The 19,279-nt window shown below is 70.3% G+C and carries 12 protein-coding genes and 1 pseudogene; 12 read left to right on the top strand and 1 reads right to left on the bottom strand.

What is annotated here, in order from left to right:
• The 6 genes and pseudogenes from uca to OPF83_RS12330 all read left to right on the top strand — a co-directional run bounded on the left by uca (position 1) and on the right by OPF83_RS12330 (position 9,928).
• The gene (uca, locus tag OPF83_RS12360; RefSeq protein ID WP_264887764.1) at positions 1-3,648 is read left to right on the top strand and encodes an urea carboxylase; all 3,648 of its coding nucleotides are present in this window, start codon (positions 1-3) and stop codon (positions 3,646-3,648) included.
• A 15-nt stretch (positions 3,649-3,663) separates the two neighbouring features.
• Positions 3,664-5,398: pseudogene (gene atzF, locus OPF83_RS12355) on the top strand (allophanate hydrolase).
• A gap of 107 nt (positions 5,399-5,505) precedes the next feature.
• Positions 5,506-6,045 (top strand): hypothetical protein, encoded by a 540-nt coding sequence (locus OPF83_RS12345; protein ID WP_264887761.1) that lies wholly within the window; start codon positions 5,506-5,508, stop codon positions 6,043-6,045.
• 107 nt (positions 6,046-6,152) lie between these two features.
• Positions 6,153-6,503, top strand: coding sequence for a hypothetical protein (locus tag OPF83_RS12340; protein ID WP_264887760.1), 351 nt, complete (start codon positions 6,153-6,155; stop codon positions 6,501-6,503).
• 99 nt (positions 6,504-6,602) lie between these two features.
• Positions 6,603-8,663 carry an NAD(P)/FAD-dependent oxidoreductase gene (locus tag OPF83_RS12335; RefSeq protein ID WP_264887784.1) on the top strand — a complete coding sequence of 687 codons (2,061 nt, stop codon included), beginning with the start codon at positions 6,603-6,605 and terminating at the stop codon, positions 8,661-8,663.
• Positions 8,664-8,770: 107 nt separating this feature from the next.
• Positions 8,771-9,928 (top strand): SGNH/GDSL hydrolase family protein, encoded by a 1,158-nt coding sequence (locus OPF83_RS12330; protein ID WP_264887759.1) that lies wholly within the window; start codon positions 8,771-8,773, stop codon positions 9,926-9,928.
• Positions 9,929-9,989: 61 nt separating this feature from the next.
• Here the strand turns inward: OPF83_RS12330 and helR are convergent, their stop codons facing one another.
• Complete coding sequence (helR, locus tag OPF83_RS12325) at positions 9,990-12,191, bottom strand: RNA polymerase recycling motor ATPase HelR (protein ID WP_264887758.1); 2,202 nt, start codon at positions 12,189-12,191, stop codon at positions 9,990-9,992.
• Between the two features lie 252 nt (positions 12,192-12,443).
• On the opposite strand from helR, the gene OPF83_RS12320 reads away from it, so the two are divergent.
• From OPF83_RS12320 to OPF83_RS12295, 6 genes are all read left to right on the top strand, one after another.
• A complete protein-coding gene (locus tag OPF83_RS12320) occupies positions 12,444-13,634 on the top strand; it encodes a class I SAM-dependent methyltransferase (protein WP_264887757.1) in 1,191 nt (396 codons plus the stop codon).
• Between the two features lie 116 nt (positions 13,635-13,750).
• Positions 13,751-15,103: a glycoside hydrolase family 1 protein gene (locus OPF83_RS12315; protein WP_375546265.1), complete on the top strand. Its 1,353-nt coding sequence runs from the start codon at positions 13,751-13,753 to the stop codon at positions 15,101-15,103.
• Between the two features lie 129 nt (positions 15,104-15,232).
• Positions 15,233-15,370 (top strand): hypothetical protein, encoded by a 138-nt coding sequence (locus OPF83_RS12310; protein ID WP_264887755.1) that lies wholly within the window; start codon positions 15,233-15,235, stop codon positions 15,368-15,370.
• A gap of 231 nt (positions 15,371-15,601) precedes the next feature.
• Positions 15,602-16,441, top strand: coding sequence for an SDR family oxidoreductase (locus OPF83_RS12305; RefSeq protein ID WP_264887754.1), 840 nt, complete (start codon positions 15,602-15,604; stop codon positions 16,439-16,441).
• Positions 16,442-16,565: 124 nt separating this feature from the next.
• On the top strand, positions 16,566-16,910 hold the full coding sequence (locus OPF83_RS12300; RefSeq protein WP_264887753.1) for a cupin: 345 nt from the start codon (positions 16,566-16,568) through the stop codon (positions 16,908-16,910).
• A gap of 86 nt (positions 16,911-16,996) precedes the next feature.
• Positions 16,997-19,267 carry an alpha-glucosidase gene (locus OPF83_RS12295; RefSeq protein ID WP_264887752.1) on the top strand — a complete coding sequence of 757 codons (2,271 nt, stop codon included), beginning with the start codon at positions 16,997-16,999 and terminating at the stop codon, positions 19,265-19,267.
• The last annotated feature ends 12 nt before the right edge of the window (positions 19,268-19,279 follow it).

The following is a 19,279-nucleotide window of genomic DNA, read 5'->3' as shown; positions in this document are numbered from 1 at the left end:
ATGACGACCACCCCCACCCTGCGGACCGTCCTCGTGGCCAACCGCGGCGAGATAGCCGTCCGCATCATCCGGACCCTCCGCTCCATGGGCCTCGAGTCCGTGGCCGTGTTCTCCGACGCGGACCGCGGGGCGTTGCACGCGACCGCCGCCGACCGCGCGGTCCGCCTCGGCCCGGCGCCGGCCGACCAGAGCTACCTCGACACGGACGCCGTGATCGCCGCGGCCCGCGAGTCCGGCGCGGACGCCATCCACCCGGGGTACGGCTTCCTGTCCGAGAGCACCGAGTTCGCCGCCGCCTGTGAGGCCGCCGGGATCGCCTTCATCGGCCCCACGGTCGACCAGCTGTCGGTCTTCGGCACCAAGCACACCGCCCGCGCCGCCGCGGAGGCCGCGGACGTGCCACTGTTGGCGGGCACCGGCGTGCTGGACAGCGTGGAGGACGCCCTCGCGGCCGCGGACGCGATCGGCTATCCGGTCATGCTCAAGGCCACGGCGGGCGGCGGGGGCATCGGCATGGCGGCCTGCCGCGGCCCGGAGGACCTTCGGGACGGCTGGGACGGCGTCCGGCGGGTGGCCGGTGCCAACTTCGCGTCGGCGGGCGTCTTCCTCGAGCGTCTGGTGGACCACGCCCGACACGTGGAGGTGCAGGTCTTCGGCGACGGCGAGGGTCGCGTCATGGTCCTCGGCGACCGCGACTGCACCCTGCAACGCCGGCACCAGAAGGTGGTGGAGGAGGCCCCCGCCCCCGCGCTCCCGGACGCGGTGCGCACCCGGATGCACGAGGCCGCGCGGACCCTGTGCGCCTCCGTCGACTACCGCTCCGCGGGGACGGTGGAGTTCATCTACGACCCGGCCCGGCAGTCCGTGTCGTTCCTCGAGGTCAACACCCGGCTGCAGGTCGAGCACCCGGTGACCGAGGCGGTGTACGGGATCGACCTCGTCGGGTGGATGGTGCGGCTCGCCGGCGGCGACACCGCCATGTTCGACACGGAGCCGGCGCCGCGGGGCGCGGCCGTCGAGGCCCGGGTCTACGCGGAGAACACCGACCTCGACAACCGGCCGAGCGCCGGGACCGTCACCGGCCTCACGGTGCCCGAGGGCGTGCGGGTCGACTCCTGGATCGAGATCGGCACGGAGGTGAGCGCCCACTACGACCCGCTGCTGGCCAAGCTCATCGCATACGGCGAGACCCGCGACGAGGCCTGGGCCACCCTCCGACAGGCGCTGGCGGAGGCGAGGATCCACGGCCCGGCCACCAACCTGGGTGTGCTGCGCGCGGTCGTCGATCTGGACTCGGTGGCCGCGGCGGAGCACTCGACCCGCACCCTCGAGGATGTCCGCAGCGTGGACCGTCGACTCGAGGTTCTGCGGTCGGGTCTCATGACCACGATCCAGGACCACCCGGGGCGCGTCGGGTACTGGCCGGTGGGCATCCCGCCGTCGGGGCCGATGGACGAGCTGTCCTTCCTCCTGGGCAACCGGGCGCTGGGTAATGCCGAGCGCGCGGCGGGCCTGGAGATCACCATGGCGGGCCCCGCCCTGCGCTTCCACTCCGACACGCGGGCGATCCTCACGGGCGCGCCCGTCGACGCCACGGTGAACGGCGTCCCGGTGGCCCGGTGGGAGGTGCTGGAGTTGCGGGCCGGGGACGAGCTGGACCTGGGTGCGGTGGAACGGGGGACGCGGTCCTACCTCCTTCTCGAGGGCGGACTGGACGTGCCGCTGGTCATGGGCTCGGCCTCGACGTTCGTGCAGGGGGCGATCGGGGGATCCACCGGGCGCGCGGTCGCCACGGGGGACGTGGTGCCCATCAACGCCCCTGCCGCCGGGCAGTTTGTGCGGGACGTCCCGCCCCACGAGCGCCCGCGGTTCGGGAGCGAGTGGGAGATCGGCGTCCTGGAGGGGCCGCACGCGGCACCCGAGTTCTTCACGGTGGGGGACATGGAGGAGTTCTACGCCGCCCGCTGGGAGGTGCACATCAACTCCGACCGGACCGGCGTCCGCCTCATCGGGCCCAAGCCGCAGTGGGCACGTCGCGACGGCGGCGAGGCCGGCATGCACCCGTCCAACATCCACGACACCCCGTACTCCGTGGGCGCCGTCGACTACACCGGGGACATGCCCATCCTGCTGGGCCCGGATGGTCCGAGCCTCGGCGGATTCACGTGCCCGGCCACCATCGCGGACGGGCAGAAATGGAAGCTGGGGCAGCTGCGGGCGGGGGACACCGTCCGGTTCGTGCCCATCACCCAGGTCCAGGCCGATGCCCTGCGCGCCGACCCGACCGCCGAGGTCACCGCGGGCAGGGCCCCCGTCGTCGACGGAGGGATCATCGCGAGGGTTCCCGCGACCGAGGGCCGTCCGGAGATGACCCTCCGACGCTGCGGGGACTCCAACGTCCTCGCCGAGTACGGCGAGATGAGCCTGGACATCGGATCCCGGATGCGCGTGGAGGTCCTCCGCCGCTCGCTCCAGGACCTCGTCGACGCCGGCCGGCTCGAGGGGGTGCTGGAGATGACGCCGGGCATCCGGTCCCTGCAGGTGCACCTCGATCCCGCCACGCTCCGCTGCGACGAGGCCTGCGAGGTGCTCATCGCCGCCGACGCGGAGCTGCCCTCGTCCCACGACCTCAAGGTGCCCAGCCGCACCGTGTACCTGCCGATGTCCTGGGACGACCCCTCGACCCACGAGGCGATCCGCCGGTACGAGAAGGGGGTCCGCGACGATGCCCCGTGGTCCCCGTGGAACATCGAGTTCATCCGCAGGGTCAACGGGCTCGACTCGACCGACGACGTCCGGTCCGTGCTGTTCGACGCGGAATACCTCGTCCTCGGCCTGGGCGACGTGTACCTCGGTGCGCCCGTCGCCACGCCGGTGGACCCCCGCCACCGGCTCGTCACCACCAAGTACAACCCGGCACGGACCTGGACGCCGCAGAACGCCGTGGGGATCGGCGGCTCGTACCTGTGCATCTACGGCATGGAGGGTCCGGGCGGGTACCAGTTCGTCGGCCGGACCACCCAGGTCTGGTCCACGCACCGCCAGCGGGGACCCTACGCACCCGGAACCCCGTGGCTGCTGCGGTTCTTCGACCGCATCCGGTGGTTCCCCGTCTCCTCTGCGGAACTCGCCGAGATGCGCGCGGACATGGAGGTCGGACTGCTCCCGATCCGGATCGAGGACGGGGAGTTCTCGATGGCCGAGTACCAGCGGTTCCTCGCGGACCACCGCGAGGGCATCGACGACTTCAAGCGCCGTCAGCAGAACGCCTTCGACGCCGAGCGCCAGCGCTGGGAGGACAGCGGGGAGTTCACCCGCGCCGCGGAGCTCGCGGAGACCGTCCGTGTGGAGGAGTCGGCCGTGGAGATCCCCGAGGGGGCCCACGCCGTCGAGTCGCCGTTCTCGGCGATCGTCTTCCGGGTGGACGTGGAAGTGGGCCAGACGGTGGACGAGGGACAGTCGCTACTGGCGGTGGAGGCCATGAAGATGGAGAGCCAGGTCCGCGCCCCGGCCGCCGGCGTGGTCGAGCGTGTGGTGGCCGAACCCGGCTCCCAGGTGGCCCCGGGATCGGTGCTCGTGGTGCTGCGCCCGGTCGTCGACGACGTGCTCGGCGCCGCATCCGGAACCCTCACCAGCAGCGCTGTCTAGAACATGGGAGAGTTGATGAGCACCCTGACCCACCACCGACCGGACACCGCGGACGACGCCGGCCGCGCCGCCGAGGACCTGGTCGCCCGACGGTTCGAGACCCTGGCGCGCGCCGATCGGCCGGAGGCGTGGATCACCCTGCGCGACCGCTCGGTGGTCGCGCAGGAGGTGTCCCGGGCCCTGACCGCCCGCGCGCAGGGGGAGTACCTGCCGCTGGCGGGCACCCTGTTCGCCGTCAAGAACAACATCGACGTGGCCGGTGCCACCACCACGGCGGCCTGCCCGGCCTACGGGTACGAGCCGGCCCGGGACGCGGTCGCGGTCCGTCGACTCCGCGACGCCGGCGCGGTGGTGCTGGGCACCACGAACCTGGACCAGTTCGCCACGGGACTGGTCGGCACCCGCAGCCCGTACGGGGCGGTCCGGCACGCCGAGGACCCCACCCGGATCTCGGGCGGGTCCAGCAGCGGTTCGGCGGTCGCCGTCGCCACGGGCGTCGTGGACTTCGCCCTGGGCACGGACACCGCCGGTTCGGGACGCGTGCCCGCCGCCCTGCACGGTCTCTACGGCGTCAAGCCGACCAAGGGCCTCGTGCCCACGACGGGGGTCGTGCCCGCGTGTCGCAGCCAGGACGTGGTGACGACGATGGCGCGCGACCTGTCTCTCGCCCGTCTCGCGGCGGACGTGATCACCGGCCTTGACGACGACGACCCGCTGTCCCGGTCAGCGCGCACGCACAGGGCCGCGGCACTCGAGCGGACCATCGGGTTCGCCCGGACCGAGCAGCTGGGCGAGTTGGCACCGGGCTGGCGGGAGGCCTACTCGGCGGCCGTCCAGCGGTTCGCCGACCGTGGCTTCCGCACCGAGGAGGTCGACATCGCCCCCTTCCTCGAGGCCGCGAGGCTGCTCTACGAGGGCGCGTTCGTCGCCGAGCGGTACGCCGCGGTCGGGGCCTTCGTGGACGCCAACCCACAGGAGGTCGACCCGACGGTGCGCGGCATCATCTCCGCGGCCGGCGAGCTCCCGGCCCACCGGGTCTTCGCTGACCAGGCGCGCCTGGACGTGTTCCGCGCGCGGGCGCGGGAGGTGTTCGGTCGCCTCGACGCGCTGGTGCTGCCCACCACCACGTTCCACCCGACCCTCGACGAGGTCGCGGCCGACCCCGTGGGCACCAACGCCCGCATGGGTCGCTTCACCAACTTCGCCAACCTCCTGGACCTCTGCGCCCTCGCGGTGCCGGCCGGGCGGGTCGCGGGGTTGCCGTTCGGTATCCAGCTCATCGGCGACGCCTTCGAGGACGCCCGTCTCGTCGCCGTGGCCCGCGAAGGAGGACATGATGAAACCTGATGATCCCGGCCGGACGGGGGGCATTCCCCTCGCGGTGGCCGGAGCGCACCTCGGGGGTCAACCCCTGAACCACCAGCTCACGGAGCGGTCCGCGCGGCTGCTCGAGAGCACCACCACTGCAGCGCGCTACCGCATGTACGCACTGCCCACAGATCCACCCAAGCCGGGGCTGGTCCGGACAGCGAACGGCGGACGGGCACAGGCGGTGGAGATCTGGGAGCTCGCGGCCGCGGACTTCGGTACCTTTGTGGCCGGCCTGCCCGCGCCGATGGCTATCGGGAAGGTGGAACTCGGCGACGGTCGCGAGGTCCCGGGCTTCCTGGTGGAGCCCGTCGCGGTGTCAGGCGCCCGGGACATCACCGACTTCGGTGGGTGGGTGAACTACCTCGACTCGCTGACGTAGCCCCGGCCCGCTGCATTACGGGACGAAGGGGCGTGTTTCGACAAGCAGTCGTCCGCAGCCGCACCTCCACAGGGTGCGGAGATCGGCGCAGATACCGGATCTCGGTGGTGTACAACCGCACCGGCGGCACCGACGCGCACGGGCGGCGCGGACCCGCGCCGGTGACCGGACGCCCGCCCCAGACTCCGGCCGACTTCATTACGGCGGACGCCCTCGACCCCCATACCTATTCGGACAAGACTCAGGGCGCGGAATCCGAGGTAGTCGTGGTTCCCATTGAGTCGCAGCCCGGGCAGGGTGTGGTGGGCACCCGGTTATACATCCCCAGCGAGGAGGTGCAGAACCTGTCCATGGATCCGTCACGGATACTCTCCGGGCAGGGGGCACCCATGATCCTCGGTGATGACCGGGGAACGGATCCTCTGGCAAGTGCCGAAGACTCCAGGGTGTCGATATACGTCGATTATGAGAACGGGGTTGTGATCGCGCGGCAGAACCCGACGGTCACCGCCGATGACAGTGATCGCCCTCGCGCCGCAATTCCCGATGGCGTGCCCACCGAACTCGTCGTGCATGATGCAACCATGAGCCCGACAGGACCGATGTTCGGCCTGCCGAAGGGTGCCAATACGCACATCGGGAACTGAAATCAGCATGCGATCAGTGTCGACTTCGGCAATTGCCGTGCCCGAGGTGTTCAAGCCGCGGCGCTTGCTGTGTCCGCGATTTTCGGGATGAAGGGACGGCGGGGGAGATGACGCGAGCGCTCACGGTGTCCGCGGTGTCGGTGTTCGGAGGCCTGCTGCTGTGGTGGGTCGCCGCGATGGCGGGCATGGCGATCTTCAGTGGGCTCGGTATCCCGGCGTCACTGTCCCTTGTTCCGGGATACCTCTACACCTATGTGGTCTGGGGGACCTTCTTCGCGGTCCGCTTCCTGGCGATCGGATGGGGGGTGTGCGTTGTCGTCGTCGGCGCGATCGTCCTGGTCGCCACCAGGCGGCGAGGCCCCGCGCGCCCGGCCGACCCCCGCATAGGTCCCACCGCGTCAGATCCCACGTCGCCTGATCCCACATGGCCGGGTCCCACCTCGCCGGATCGCAGCTAGTACCCATTCTTGACACCTGTCGACTTGGGCGTAATCTCGTAGAGCGTGACTACCCTCGCCTCCTTCCCGAACCTCACCTCGTCCGGCCGGATCGGCCCCATGTCGACGCGCAACCGCATCGTCCTGCCGGCCATGGACATGAACGTGTCCGAGGACGGCGAGATCGAGCAGCGGGAGATCGACCACTACGTCGCCCGCGCGGCCGGCGGGGCGGGCCTGATCATCACCGGCGCGTGCGCGATCGCGTTCCCGGTGGGTGCGGCGTCGATGAAGGAACCGGGACTGTCGGACGACAAGTACATCCCGGGACTGAAGGCGCTGGCCGACGCCGTGCACGCGGCCGGATCGAAACTGTGCGTGCAGTCCACCCACCACGGCAAGGTCGCGCGTGTGGACGTGGCCAATGACCGTCCCGTGATCGCGCCGAGCATGCCGGACTACGACTATGACTACTCCGCGCTCGCCGACAGCACTCCCGACGAACTGGCCCGCATGGGCGCCGCCACCGCGGGCAAGCAGATCGTCTACAAGGAGATGACCCACGAGGACATTGCCTGGCTCATCGACACCTGGGCCGAGGCCGCCGACCGCATCGCCCGCGCCGGCGCCGACGCGATCGAGATCCACGTCGCACACGGCTACATCCTGGGCGTGTTCCTCAACCGGCGAGACAACCAGCGCACCGACGAGTACGGCGGAGCGCTGGTCAATCGCGCGCGGCTGGCGTGCGAGGTGATCGAGGCAGTCAAGAAGCGCGTGGGGGACACGCTCGCCGTGATAGTGCGCGTGGCCGGGCAGGAGTACGGCCAGGAGGGCGGGCTCGAGCTGGACGAGGCGATCCTGGCCTCGCAGCTGTTCGAGCAGGCCGGCGCCGACGCGATCCACGTGACCGGCTGGGGCCGCAACCCGTTCGACAACTTCACCGACGGCCCCCTGCCCGACACCGTCGGTGCCTACCTGGACAACGCCGCCGCCATCAAGAAGGCGGTGTCGGTGCCGGTGATCGGCGTGGGTCGGATTTTGCCGGAGGTGTCGGAGAAGGCGATCGACGACGACAAGATCGACTTCGCCGCCATGGGTCGGCAACTGCTCGCCGACCCTGAACTACCTAACAAGCTCGCGGCCGGCACACCCGAGCTGGTGCGTCCGTGCATCAACTGTTACCTCTGCGTGGCCGAGAACTTCTTCGACGACACCCCGTTCTGCGCCGTCAACCCGGTGCTCGGCAACGAGGGGCTGCTGCCGTTGACGCCCGCGCCCACCCGCGAGCACGTCGTGGTGGTGGGCGCCGGACCCGCCGGACTCGAGTCGGCCGTGGTGCTGACCGAGCGCGGGCACCGCGTGACCGTGCTCGACAAGGCCGATCGGCTGGGCGGGACCATGTGGTTCTCCACGCTCACCACACCGGCCAACGAGCCGCTGATCAGCTTCTACAAGGCCAAGATCGACCAGCTGGGCATCGACGTCCGGCTGAACACCGAGGCCACGGTGGAGACCGTGCGCGCGCTGGGCGCCGACCGCGTGATCGTGGCGACCGGTGCGGTGCGGCCGGCCCCACAGATCCCGGGCGGCCAGCTTCCGCACGTGCACACCGGCGACTCGCTGCGCGCGACGATGCTCGGTACCGCCACCGCGGAGGAGGCCGGGACCTTCCTGCGGCTGGCCGGAAAGCTCGGCCGTCTGTCGGGGATCACCAAGCGTCCGGCGTGGATCCGCAACCTCACCAAGATCGCACTGCCGATGGGCAAGAACGTCGTGGTGATCGGCGGCTCGTTGGTCGGCCTGGAGCTCGCGGAGTTCCTCGGCGAGCGCGGCCGCAACGTCACGCTGCTACACGACTCGCAACAGCTCGGCCTGCCGCTGGCCATGCCGCGGCGGTGGACCGCGGTGCGTCACGCCAAGCACCACGGCGTGGATATCCAGCGCAACGTCTCCGTCACCCGGATCACCGAGCAGTCCGTGGAGTGGACCACCGCCAAGGGCGAGTCTGCCTCGGCGCCGGCGGACATGGTGATCTACGCCGACGGCACCACTGCGGCCGCGCCGCTCGCGGACCAGCTCCGCGATGCGGGCATCGAGTGCGAGGTGATCGGCGACGCCGGCGAGGTCGGCTACATCCACGGCGCGGTCCACTCGGCGTGGAAGGTCGCCACGGTGTAGGTCCGGGGCTGCGGATTCGTATGGTGTGACGTGACGTCCTCTGTCGTGGTGTCCGTGCCGCGATGGTGGGAAAGCACTACAAGGTAGCAACGACAAAGGCACCATCAATGATCCCCAGCACCCCGATCACGCCCGCCCTCGTCCGAGGTCACGAGTACCTCGAGACCACCGAGCGCGGCCTTCGCCCACACCGGCTGCCCACGTGGGTGACTGAGCAGTTCCCCGACCCGCAGCTGCTGGGCGCGGAGGCCCAGCCCTCCGGCGTGCGAGTGGCGATGGTGACCGAGGCGGAGGCCGTCACGCTCGTCTCCCATTCCACGAGGCTCGCCTACAAGGGCATCGACAGGCCGCGCGGCGCCATCGATCTGGTAGTCGACCATCAACTCGTGGAGAGCGACGAACTCACCGGCGGCGATGCCTGGGTGACCGACCTCCAGACCGGCGAGACTCACCTCGTTCCCGGCCCGTCGCACACGAGTAGCTTCACTGGACTCGGTCCCGGTGAGAAGCTCGTCGAGCTGTGGCTGCCGCACAACGAGCAGATCGAGCTCATCGAGCTCAGCACAGACGCCCCGGTGACCACGGCGCCCTCCGATACGCCACGCTGGCTCCACCACGGGAGCTCGATCAGCCACGGCTCCAATGCCACCTCGCCGGCGCGGACGTGGACCTCGATCGCCGCGAGGCTCGGCGGCGTCGACCTGCGCAATCTCGGCTTCGGCGGAAGCGCCATGGTTGATCCGTTCATGGCGCGAGTCATGCGTGACACCCCGGCCGACGTGATCAGCCTCAAGCTGGGCATCAACGTGGTCAACTCGGACGCGATGCGCCTGCGGGCGTTCGTTCCCGCCGTTCACGGGTTCCTCGACACCCTCCGCGACGGTCACCCCACCACCCCGATCCTGCTCGTCTCGCCGATCCACTGCGATATCCACGAGGACACCCCGGGGCCGGGTGCCTTCGACCCCGAGACCTTCCGGACCGGGCAGGTGCGGTTCGTCGCCACGGGCGAGGCCGGCGATACCGCGATGGGGCGCCTGACCCTTCGCGTCATCCGTGACGCCCTCGCGTCGATCGTGGAGGCCAGGGACGACGAACACCTGCACTACCTCGACGGTACCGAGCTGTACGGGCCCGCCGACGCGATCTCCCATCCCCTCCCGGACGCGCTACACCCCGACACCGCGACCCACGAGTTGATCGGTACGCGCTTCGCCCGACACGCGTTCGGGCCAGGCGGTCCGCTCCCCGGCGCCGGGAGCTGACGCGTTCTCGCTCCGTCGCGGACGACACCAGTCATGCTCAGTCGCCACACCGAGGCCTCGGTCAGCGCAGCACCACCAGCCGCTGCGTCGACCGGGTCATCGCCACATAGCGGTCCACCGCACCGGTCACGTCCGGACCGAACGAGTCGGGATCGACCAGCACCACCAGGTCGAACTCGAGCCCCTTCGCCTTGGCTGGGCTCAGCGCGCGGATGCGGTCCGTGGCGGGGAGGTCGGGGAGGGGCGCACCGGGGGCGGTGATCGCGCACGCCACGCCGTCGTGGCTCTCGGCCAGCCACTCGTCGAGCACACGAGCCAGGTCATCGACGGAGCCGTATTCCACGGGCACTCCGCTGCTGCGCACGGACTCCGGCACATTGGCATCGGGACGGACCGCTCGGATCACCGGTGCGGCCGCGTCCATCACCTCGGACGGTGTCCGGTAGTTGATGCTCAGGCCCCGTGTCCGCACGCTCTCCGGCGACAGACCGACCCGGCCCAGTCGCTCCGACCACGACTCGCCGAACTCCCCACGGGACTGCGCGCGATCGCCCACCACGGTGAGGCTGCCGGACGGACAGCGCCGCAGGAGCATCCGCCACTGCGCGTCGGTGAGTTCCTGGGCCTCATCCACGATGATGTGCCCGAACTGTCCCGCCAGTCCGGTTGGCGCCGCTGGCTCGTCGCGGCCGGGATCGAGCAGGGCCTCCTGCATTCCGGTGTGGCGCAGCATCGCGGTGACGCCTTCGGGATCGTCGTCCGCGGCGATCGCCTCGTCGATCACCGTCCGTCGCAACTCCAGCTCGGCCTGCTGTTCCTTTTGACGACGACGACCCCGACGCGCACGATCCGCATCGCCGAGCCGGTGCTGTGCCGTGTCCAGGAGGGGGAGGTCGGCGGTGGTCCACGCCTGCGGTTCGGGTCGCTGGAGTGCTCGGAGCTGGTCGGCGGTGAGCCAGGGGGCACACAGTCGGAGGTATGCGGGCACTGTCCACAGATCGCCCACGAGATCGACCGGGGAGATCATCGGCCAGGCCCGCGCCAGCGTCCGGCGCAGCTCGACGTTCGCGGCGAGCTCCGCGCGCAGGGCGGCCCCGGCGCCTGCTTTGTCCAGGAGTATCTCGACAAGGGTGTCCCAGATCTGGTCGTGGGCCTCGTTGTGCGGGGTGCCCTCCTCGACAGACGTAAAGGCCTCGGCCCAGTCGGCCGGTGTGATGCGCAGATCCAGCCATTCGGTCTGGACGACCATCGACTCCGTCGGCGGCTCCTCGTAGAAGCGCACGGCCGTGTCGATCGCGTCCACCATCTCCACTCCTGACTTCAGCCGTGCGATGTCCGGGTCGGCCTCGTCGGGTAGCTCGTCGACGTCGAGCTCGAGTGCTGCGCCCGCGAGTGCCGCGCCCGCGAGATCCGCCACCGTCGCAGTCTGGACACTGTGCTCGCCCAGCGCCGGGAGCACGTCGGAGACGTAGTCCAGGTACGGCCGATGCGGCCCGACAAGCAGGAGATTTCCGCGGCTGATCCCGGACCGGGACTGCTCGTGCAACAGGAATGCGGCCCGATGCATCGCCACCACCGTCTTGCCCGTGCCCGGCCCGCCGTCGACCACCAGCGCACCCGTGGCGTCGGCACGGATGATCGCATCCTGATCCGACTGGATGGTCGACAGCACGTCGCGCATCCGGCCGGTGCGTGCCCCGGACAGGCTGGTCACGAACGCCGATTGATCGTCGGGTGCCGTGTGGAGGTTCGTACCCGCGTTGTCGTCGTCGACAAGGACCTCGTCCCACAGATCCACGATGCGCCCTCCCGACCAGCGGTACCGACGTCGATACACCACATCTCCCGGGGCGGCGAGCGTCGCGGCGAAGTACGGCTCCGCCGCCGGCGTGCGCCAGTCCACGAGCAGCGGCGTGCCGGACTCGTCGATCAGACCGATGCGGCCGACGTACACGCGCTCGCCGCCGGTCAGGGCGATGTGCCCGATGCACAGGTCCAGGCCGAAGCGTCGCAGGGTCGCGAGCTCGGCGACGAGTCGGCGGATGTCGGCGTCGCGCTCAATGGTCTGGGCGAATCGGCCCGCGGGCTCACGGCGACGGGCGTCCAGGCGTGCGGAGAGGTCGGCGACCCGCGACTCGAGTGTGCGGGTGATCGCGGCGAAGTGCTGCTCGTCGGCGGCGATCACCGCCGAGGAGGCCTTGTGCGAGAGGTGGTCGGGGAGGGCGAAAACTGACGGGTTCGGGGCGTGACTGGCGGCAGGCATCGGGCCATTGTGCGCGCCCACCCGGGCCTTGCCGCAAGGCCCCCTACCAGCTATAAAGTGAAAGAGGGAAGAAATTCCGAGCGACGAGAACTCCTCTCTGTCGCCAACGAACGAGTCCTGTCGGGTGGGCGTTAGGATCTGGGCATCACCTGTTCGCGCACGCCCGTTCCCGTCGTCGGAGCCGGACGTGCCAGTTCGAAGGGCATCAGTGCGCACCCACCTCAGCTGTAGAGCCGCGCGTCGGGGCGAGTCGTGACAACCGTCTCCTGGACCGAGAACGGCGTCGAGCGCCGCGCGGGCTGGCGTCCGGAGAACGGCGCCACGCCGCCACGGGACATGTTGGTGGTCGACGACGACATCGCCGCCGATGCCGCACTCACACTGGCCCGCTCCGGCACGGGAATCCTCTGGCGGGGCGACTTCCACAACGCCCGGCAGCTCCACGCCGCGCTCGACCGGCGACTGCAGAAGCAGGCGGACAAGCAGGCTGCCAAAAGGGCCTCGCGTACGAGCAGCGACGCCTCGCTGACCGACCTCTTCCACGTCACGCGACTCGCGCGGTCGCAGCGGGCGGGGATCCTCGGCAAGATCCTTCTCGAGCTGGAGCCCGATTACACGATCAGGCTGCGTCGGGCTCCTGACGTGCGCGCGGCGTGCGAGCACGCGTATGGCTCGTCGGACGCAGACGGCTCGCCGGTCGCCGATGTGTCCGGGGAGTCGGTCCTGGTGTCGTTGCCCGAACTTCTGGGCATGATCAGCGCCTACGAGTGGCACCAGACCGGAATCGAAGTAGCGGCGCTGGGGGACCGCATCCACCCCGCCTACGGAGTGTTCGCGCCCACTCGGGACGAGTACCTCGATCTCGTCGCCGACGCCGCGTGGCCGGACGGGGTGGACCGGCCAACAGTCATGGATCTGGGCACCGGGACCGGAGTGCTCGCCGCGATCCTCGCCCGTCGCGGCGCACGGCGCGTGGTGGCCACCGACATCAATCCGCGCGCGGTGCGGTGCGCACGCGACAACGTCGACCGCCTGGGCCTGGCCGAGCGGGTGGTGGTGGAGCAGGCCGACCTGTGGCCCGCCACCGATGAGATGGCGGACGTGGTGGTGTGCAATCCGCCGTGGATCCCCGGCCGGCCCACGTCGGCGCTCGAGCAGGGGATCTACGACCCGAAATCCGACGTGCTCCACCGCTACCTCGCCGGACTCGCGAACCGCCTCACCCCGGGTGGCGAAGGGTGGCTGATCCTGTCCGACCTCGCCGAACTCCTCGGGCTGCGGACCCGGAAGGAGCTACTGCGACGCATCAGCGAGGCCGGTCTCGTCGTCGTCGACACCATCGATACGACGGCGACGCACTCGCGCGCCGCCGACGACACGGACCCGCTCCACGCGGCCCGGTCACGGGAACGGACCAGCCTGTGGCGGCTCCGGGTGGGGTGAGGACGCGCCGCGCAGTCCGCCGACTCGAGCGCGCCGTTCGGGCCTGATACGCCCGTCGCTCTGCCTACAGTGCTGACATGGGTCGGCGAGGAGAGTCAGCAGGGAACGGGTCGTTCATCACGAGGGTCGTGGCGGTGCTGGTCGCGGTGGTCCTCGTCGCGGCGGTGCCACAGGTACCGCGCGTCGGCGCCGCACCTGCCGAGCCCGCCGCACCGACTACGCCGGCCGCGCCCGTGGCCCTGGATTTCCACTGGGGCGTGGCCACTTCCGGCTTCCAGGTCGAGGGCTCCAGCCCCGACTCCAACTGGAAGCGTTACGTCGACGCCGCCGCGCCCCGCGGCGAGGCCGATCCGTTGCGGGACGCCGTGGATTTCTGGAACCGGTACCCCGAGGACATCGCGCGTGCCGCCGAGATGGGGGTCAACACGTTCCGCCTGAGCGTGGAGTGGGCGCGGATCGAACCGGCGCCGGGGGAGTACAGCGCCGAGGCGCTCGCGCACTACGACCGGATCATCGCCGAGATCCGCTCGCACGGCATGGTCCCGATGATCACCATGGTCCACTTCACCTACCCGGGGTGGCTCGCCGACCGTGGCGGCATGCTCTCCGGCGACGCGGTGGAGGCGTTCGGCCGATTCGCGCAGCTCATCACCGAGCGCTGGGCCGGCGAAGGGACCATGTGGGTGACAGTCAACGAACCCCTGGTGTTCTTCAAGCACGAGATGACCCTCGGCAGAGTGGGGCCCGGCGACTTCTCCCGGTTCCTCGACCAGATCGAGGCCGCCCACCGGCTGGGCTACGCCGCCGCCCACCGCGCCGACCCCGGCGCCATGGTGACCATGAACGAGGCCTACCTGCCGCTGGCCACAGGCTTCACCGACACGCTCATCGGCGACCGCGTGGCCGACGTGGTGGACTTTGTGGGCATCGACTACTACTACGGCGTCGCGCTGAACAACCTCACCGCGATCAACGCGGCCTGGGACGACTTCGCGGCGGTGCGGCCGCAGCCCGAGGGAATCTACGAGGCGATCGCCCACTACGCGCGCTCCTATCCCGGTAAGCCGATCTACATCGTGGAGAACGGGATGCCCACGGCGGACGGTGGCCGGGCAGACGGGGTGGACCGCGGTGACTTCCTCCGGGACACCGCGTTCTGGCTGCAACGCGCTGTGGCCGACGGCTACCCGGTGATCGGCTACAACCACTGGTCACTGGTGGACAACTACGAATGGGGCAGCTACTCGCCGCGGTTCGGGCTGTACCGCGTGGACGTGCTCGGCGACCCGGCGCTCGAACGGCGGCCCACCTCCGGCGTGGACGCGTACCGCGAGGTGATCGCCGGCGGGGGAGTCGGGCCCGACTACCGACCCGTTCTGCCGACGGCGTGGTGCTCCCTGTCGACGATCCCCGAGACCTGTCTGGATCCGGTGTCGGTGGAGGGGCCTCGGGCCGTGCTCACGGGATAGACCCGACAATCACGGGATAAACCCGAGCCTCACGGGATGTCTATCAGAGGCGTGACGGGTAACACAGTGGTGCCGCAGGCCGATAACCCTTGCAGGACATCACTGTCGACACTGCGAGGAGCGATCCCGATGTTCGAAGGCTCGTTAGAGGACCCGATGCGTTTCCTGTTCGGTCCCGGAGAGGGCGAGATGGCCTGTATGGCCCTCACTCCCGGCTGCATGGGGTGGATTCCGTACCTTGCCAGCAGGCTCGGGCTCGCCTCCTGAACCCGACCGAATGACGCGGCTGCCCCCGGCGTGCGACGAGTTCGCACGCCGGGGGCGCTTTGTGTCCGGGGGTAAATCGTGCCCCGCGAGGCGGCCATGTCGGTCGGGGGCTGCCGCATCAGTCCGGCATGTGCTGCTGCATGATCCGCAGGGTGGTGTCGCTTCCCCCGCCGATGCTGCCGAGATTCCGAACCGCCCCCGCGGAACTGGAACACGTTCTACGCTGCGGGCATGAGCTTTGAGGGGAAGTCAGTACTGGTCACCGGCGGGGGAAGCGGCATCGGCGCCGGAGTGGCCGAGGAGTTGGTCCGCCGCGGCGCGAAGGTCACGATCGTCGGTCGGGGAGCCGAGCGACTGACGGAGACCGCGCAGCGGATCGGCGAGAACACCGGGCGGACAGACGCCGTCCTCGCACACGCCGCCGACGTCACAGACGAGGATCGCGTGGCCGGGGCGGTCGCGGTGGCGGTCGAGCACGGGGGTGGGCTCGACGGTGTAGTGGCCTGTGCCGGTGGAAGCGAGACGATCGGTCCGCTCACCCAGATGGACACCGAGGCCTGGAAGCGCACTGTCGACCTCAACGTCAACGGCATGATGTTCACCCTCAAGCATTCCGCGCGAGCGCTGGTCGCGGCCGGCGGTGGCTCGTTCGTGGCGATCTCCTCGATCGCCGCGAGCAACACCCACCGGTGGTTCGGCGCCTACGGGGTGACCAAATCGGCGGTCGACCACCTCGTCGGGCTCGCCGCCGACGAGCTGGGCGCGAGCGGGGTACGCGTGAACGGCATCCGCCCGGGCCTGATCGAGACCGACCTGGTGGCGCCGATCCTGTCCGATCCGGCGATCGCCGAGGACTACCGCATCAACACCCCGCTCCCGCGGATCGGACGGGTGGAGGACATAGCGGAGGCCGCCGCATTTCTTCTCGGCGACGGCTCGACGTGGATCACAGGACAGGTGATCAACGTCGACGGCGGCCAGATGCTGCGCCGCGGCCCCGACTTCTCCTCGATGCTCGAGCCGCTGTTCGGGGCCGACGGCCTGCGCGGGGTCGTGGCGGACGGGAACTGATCCCTTAGCGAACCGGGACTGAACGCTTCGCCATCCGGGATGGTCCGATGTGGATAGGTTGAGGACACGCCCTCCGCGGCTGTGTGGACGGCGTCCCGTCCGCCCGGCGTCGGAAAGGTTGATCATGGCGAATCTCAAGGAACTGGCCGAGTCCCACCTCGCTACAGCGCGTGCGGGGGAGCACGGGCGCAGCGCCGAACTCGTCGCTCACGACGGGCCCCTGCGCCAGTCCGTCATCGCACTACGTGACGGGGTCCGTCTGGCCGAGCACAACTCCCCACCGGCAGCGAGCTTGCAGGTCCTCCGGGGGCGGGTCCGCGTGGATCTGGACAACGAATCCCAGGGCGAGTTCGGCGAGGGCGAACTCTGGATCCTCACCCACGAGCGCCACTCGGTGCTGGCGCTCGAGGACAGCGTGTTCCTGCTGACCACGGTCACCAGCCAGCCGGGCCAGGACTCGCGCGCCTGATCGTCCGGCGCAGGCCGAAGCTGTGCGTTGGACGAATGATGGATTATTTTTCATAGCCGGGATCGGCCGCTAGAGTGCCCGGTGTGATGGGCGACACAATTCGTAGGTGGGCGCTGAGCGCCGTCGGTACCGCAGTGACCGGATCTCTCGCGCTGGGGGGAGCGGCCAGCGTTGATCTCCTGGGCGTGCCCACCGATCACCTCGCGGTGATGTCTCCCAGCGGGCTCAGCGTCGACCCGGGCGCGGTCGGCGTGCACCCGCTGGGCGCGCACTCCGTGGTCGTCGAGGACGACGCGGTGCGAGTGGTCGAGGGCGATCAGACCGTGTGGTCGAACGCCCCGGGCGCAGCCTTCCTGTCCGCCGGGACCGGGCACGTCTCCTGGGAGGAGCACCGCGGGTACTTCTGGGCCGACGTGAACCACGATCAGCAGTGGACGGCCCAGCAGCTGACCGGCGTGGAGGCCGCCCCGGGAGCCGTCACCCTCACCGGCGACCTCGTCTCCGCGGACGGTGCGGTCCCGTTCACGGTGAGCTTCACCGAGCGCGCTGACGGCGGGGTAGCGGCCGACGTCGACACCGGCGCCACCGCGGCAGGCGGCGACGACCCGGTCCTGCAGTGGATCGGCGGCCGGTCGGCCGGCGCAGGCGTGCACGGCTTCGGTGAACAGTTCGACGATTTCAACCTCGACGGCCGGCTCGTCCCCGTGGTCGCCCGCGAGCAGGGCGTCGGCCGCGGCGAACAGCCGCTGACGCTGTTGGCCGACGTCACCAACGGCGGGGCCGGCGGGACCACCTCGATGACCTACGCGGCGTGGCCGTCGTATGTCACCGGCGACCTGCAGGGCGTTCGGGTGGACCCGGACCACGAGGCCGCGCACGCGTTCGCGGTGGGCGACACCCGCGCTCCCGACCGGGTTGGGCTGGAGGTGTGGGCCCCGTCGATGCGGCTCGAGCTCACCCGCGGCAGCACCCCTGAACACCTCATCGCCACGCAGCAGGGTTCGGTGGAGCGGCCGCGGCTGGCCGACTGGACCCAGCAGGGCGCGATCGTCGGCATTCAGGGCGGCACGGACACGGTGCGGGAGACCGTGGACAGGCTGGAGGCCTCCGGAACCGAGGTGGCGGGTGTGTGGCTCCAGGACTGGACCGGGCAGCGCACCACGGACTTCGGCGACCGCCTGTGGTGGACGTGGCAGTTGGACGAGCAGCGGTACCCGGGGTGGGAGCAGCTCGTCGGTGAGTTACATGATCGCGGCATCCGGACCACCACCTACGTCAACCCGTGGCTCGTCGACGCCGCTCCCAAGGGCGACCCCGGGATCCGTAACCTGTGGGCGGAGGCGCGGGACGCCGGGCTTCTGGTGCGCGCGCCCGACGGTGGCCCCTACATGGTCGACCAGGGCGGGTACTCGGCGGCGCTCGTGGACTTCACCAACCCGGCGGGCCGGGAGTGGATGTCCACGGTCATCGCCGAGGAGGTGCTGGCTGATGGGGTCGACGGATTCATGGCGGACTTCGGGGAGGCGCTGCCGATGGATGCCGTCCTTCACGAGGGTGACGCCACCCTCATGCACAACGCCTGGCCCCGCCTGTGGTCGGAGGTCGTGCGTGAGGGCTGCGAGAAGGCGGGACGCCCCGACTGCGTGACCTGGTTCCGCGCCGGCACCTCGGGGATGGACTCGCAGAGTCCGGCGTTCTGGAACGGCGACCAGATGGTCGGCTGGTCGGAGGAGGACGGTCTCGCCTCGGCGCTCGCCGGGACATTTGCGGCCGGGGTGTCGGGCTGGCCGGTCGTCCACTCCGACATCGGCGGCTACACCTCCGTGAACCTGCAGCTGACCGACTACGTCCGCGACGCGGAACTGCTCGCCCGCTGGGGTGAGTACGCAGCGTTCGGCCCGATGTTCCGCAGCCACGAGGGCAACCGGCCGGCGGTCAACCGTCAGGTTTATGACCCCGAGGAGATCGATGCGTTCGCCCGCAACAGCCGCATCTTCGCGGCGCTTGCGCCATATAGGGCCGAGGTTCTGGACGAGGCCGCCCTTACCGGGGTCCCGGCGATCCGGCACCTGTGGCTCACCCACCCAGGCACCACCGCCGCGGGGGCGGACGGCCAGTTCATGCTGGGCGGCTCCCTGCTCGTGGCGCCGGTGATGGCCCCCGGCCAGACCGAGGTCACGGTGTCGCTGCCGCCGGGCACCTGGCGGCACCTGATCACCGGGGAGGCCTACCAGGGCGACTCGACGATCACGGTGGCCGCCCCTATCGGCAGCCCGGCGGCGTTCATCGACGCCTCCCACCCGCTGGCCGACCAGCTCGTGGCCGACGTCGGCGCCGCTGCGCGGGGAGCCGGCTGAGCGGACTGCCCG

The organism is Dietzia sp. NCCP-2495 (genome assembly GCF_026011735.1).
Classification (GTDB): domain Bacteria; phylum Actinomycetota; class Actinomycetes; order Mycobacteriales; family Mycobacteriaceae; genus Dietzia.
Note: the sequence above shows the minus strand (reverse complement) of the source record. Positions and strands in the feature narration are given on the sequence as shown.

What these genes read in the sequence shown, in the direction of transcription:
- helR (WP_264887758.1), bottom strand. Translation starts at nt 12,191, where the DNA reads ATGCCTGCCGCCAGTCACGCCCCGAACCCGTCAGTTTTCGCCCTCCCC.
- OPF83_RS12305 (WP_264887754.1), top strand. Translation starts at nt 15,602, where the DNA reads ATGAGCTTTGAGGGGAAGTCAGTACTGGTCACCGGCGGGGGAAGCGGC.
- uca (WP_264887764.1), top strand. Translation starts at nt 1, where the DNA reads ATGACGACCACCCCCACCCTGCGGACCGTCCTCGTGGCCAACCGCGGC.
- OPF83_RS12330 (WP_264887759.1), top strand. Translation starts at nt 8,771, where the DNA reads ATGATCCCCAGCACCCCGATCACGCCCGCCCTCGTCCGAGGTCACGAG.
- OPF83_RS12310 (WP_264887755.1), top strand. Translation starts at nt 15,233, where the DNA reads ATGTTCGAAGGCTCGTTAGAGGACCCGATGCGTTTCCTGTTCGGTCCC.
- OPF83_RS12335 (WP_264887784.1), top strand. Translation starts at nt 6,603, where the DNA reads ATGTCGACGCGCAACCGCATCGTCCTGCCGGCCATGGACATGAACGTG.
- OPF83_RS12340 (WP_264887760.1), top strand. Translation starts at nt 6,153, where the DNA reads ATGACGCGAGCGCTCACGGTGTCCGCGGTGTCGGTGTTCGGAGGCCTG.
- OPF83_RS12300 (WP_264887753.1), top strand. Translation starts at nt 16,566, where the DNA reads ATGGCGAATCTCAAGGAACTGGCCGAGTCCCACCTCGCTACAGCGCGT.
- OPF83_RS12295 (WP_264887752.1), top strand. Translation starts at nt 16,997, where the DNA reads ATGGGCGACACAATTCGTAGGTGGGCGCTGAGCGCCGTCGGTACCGCA.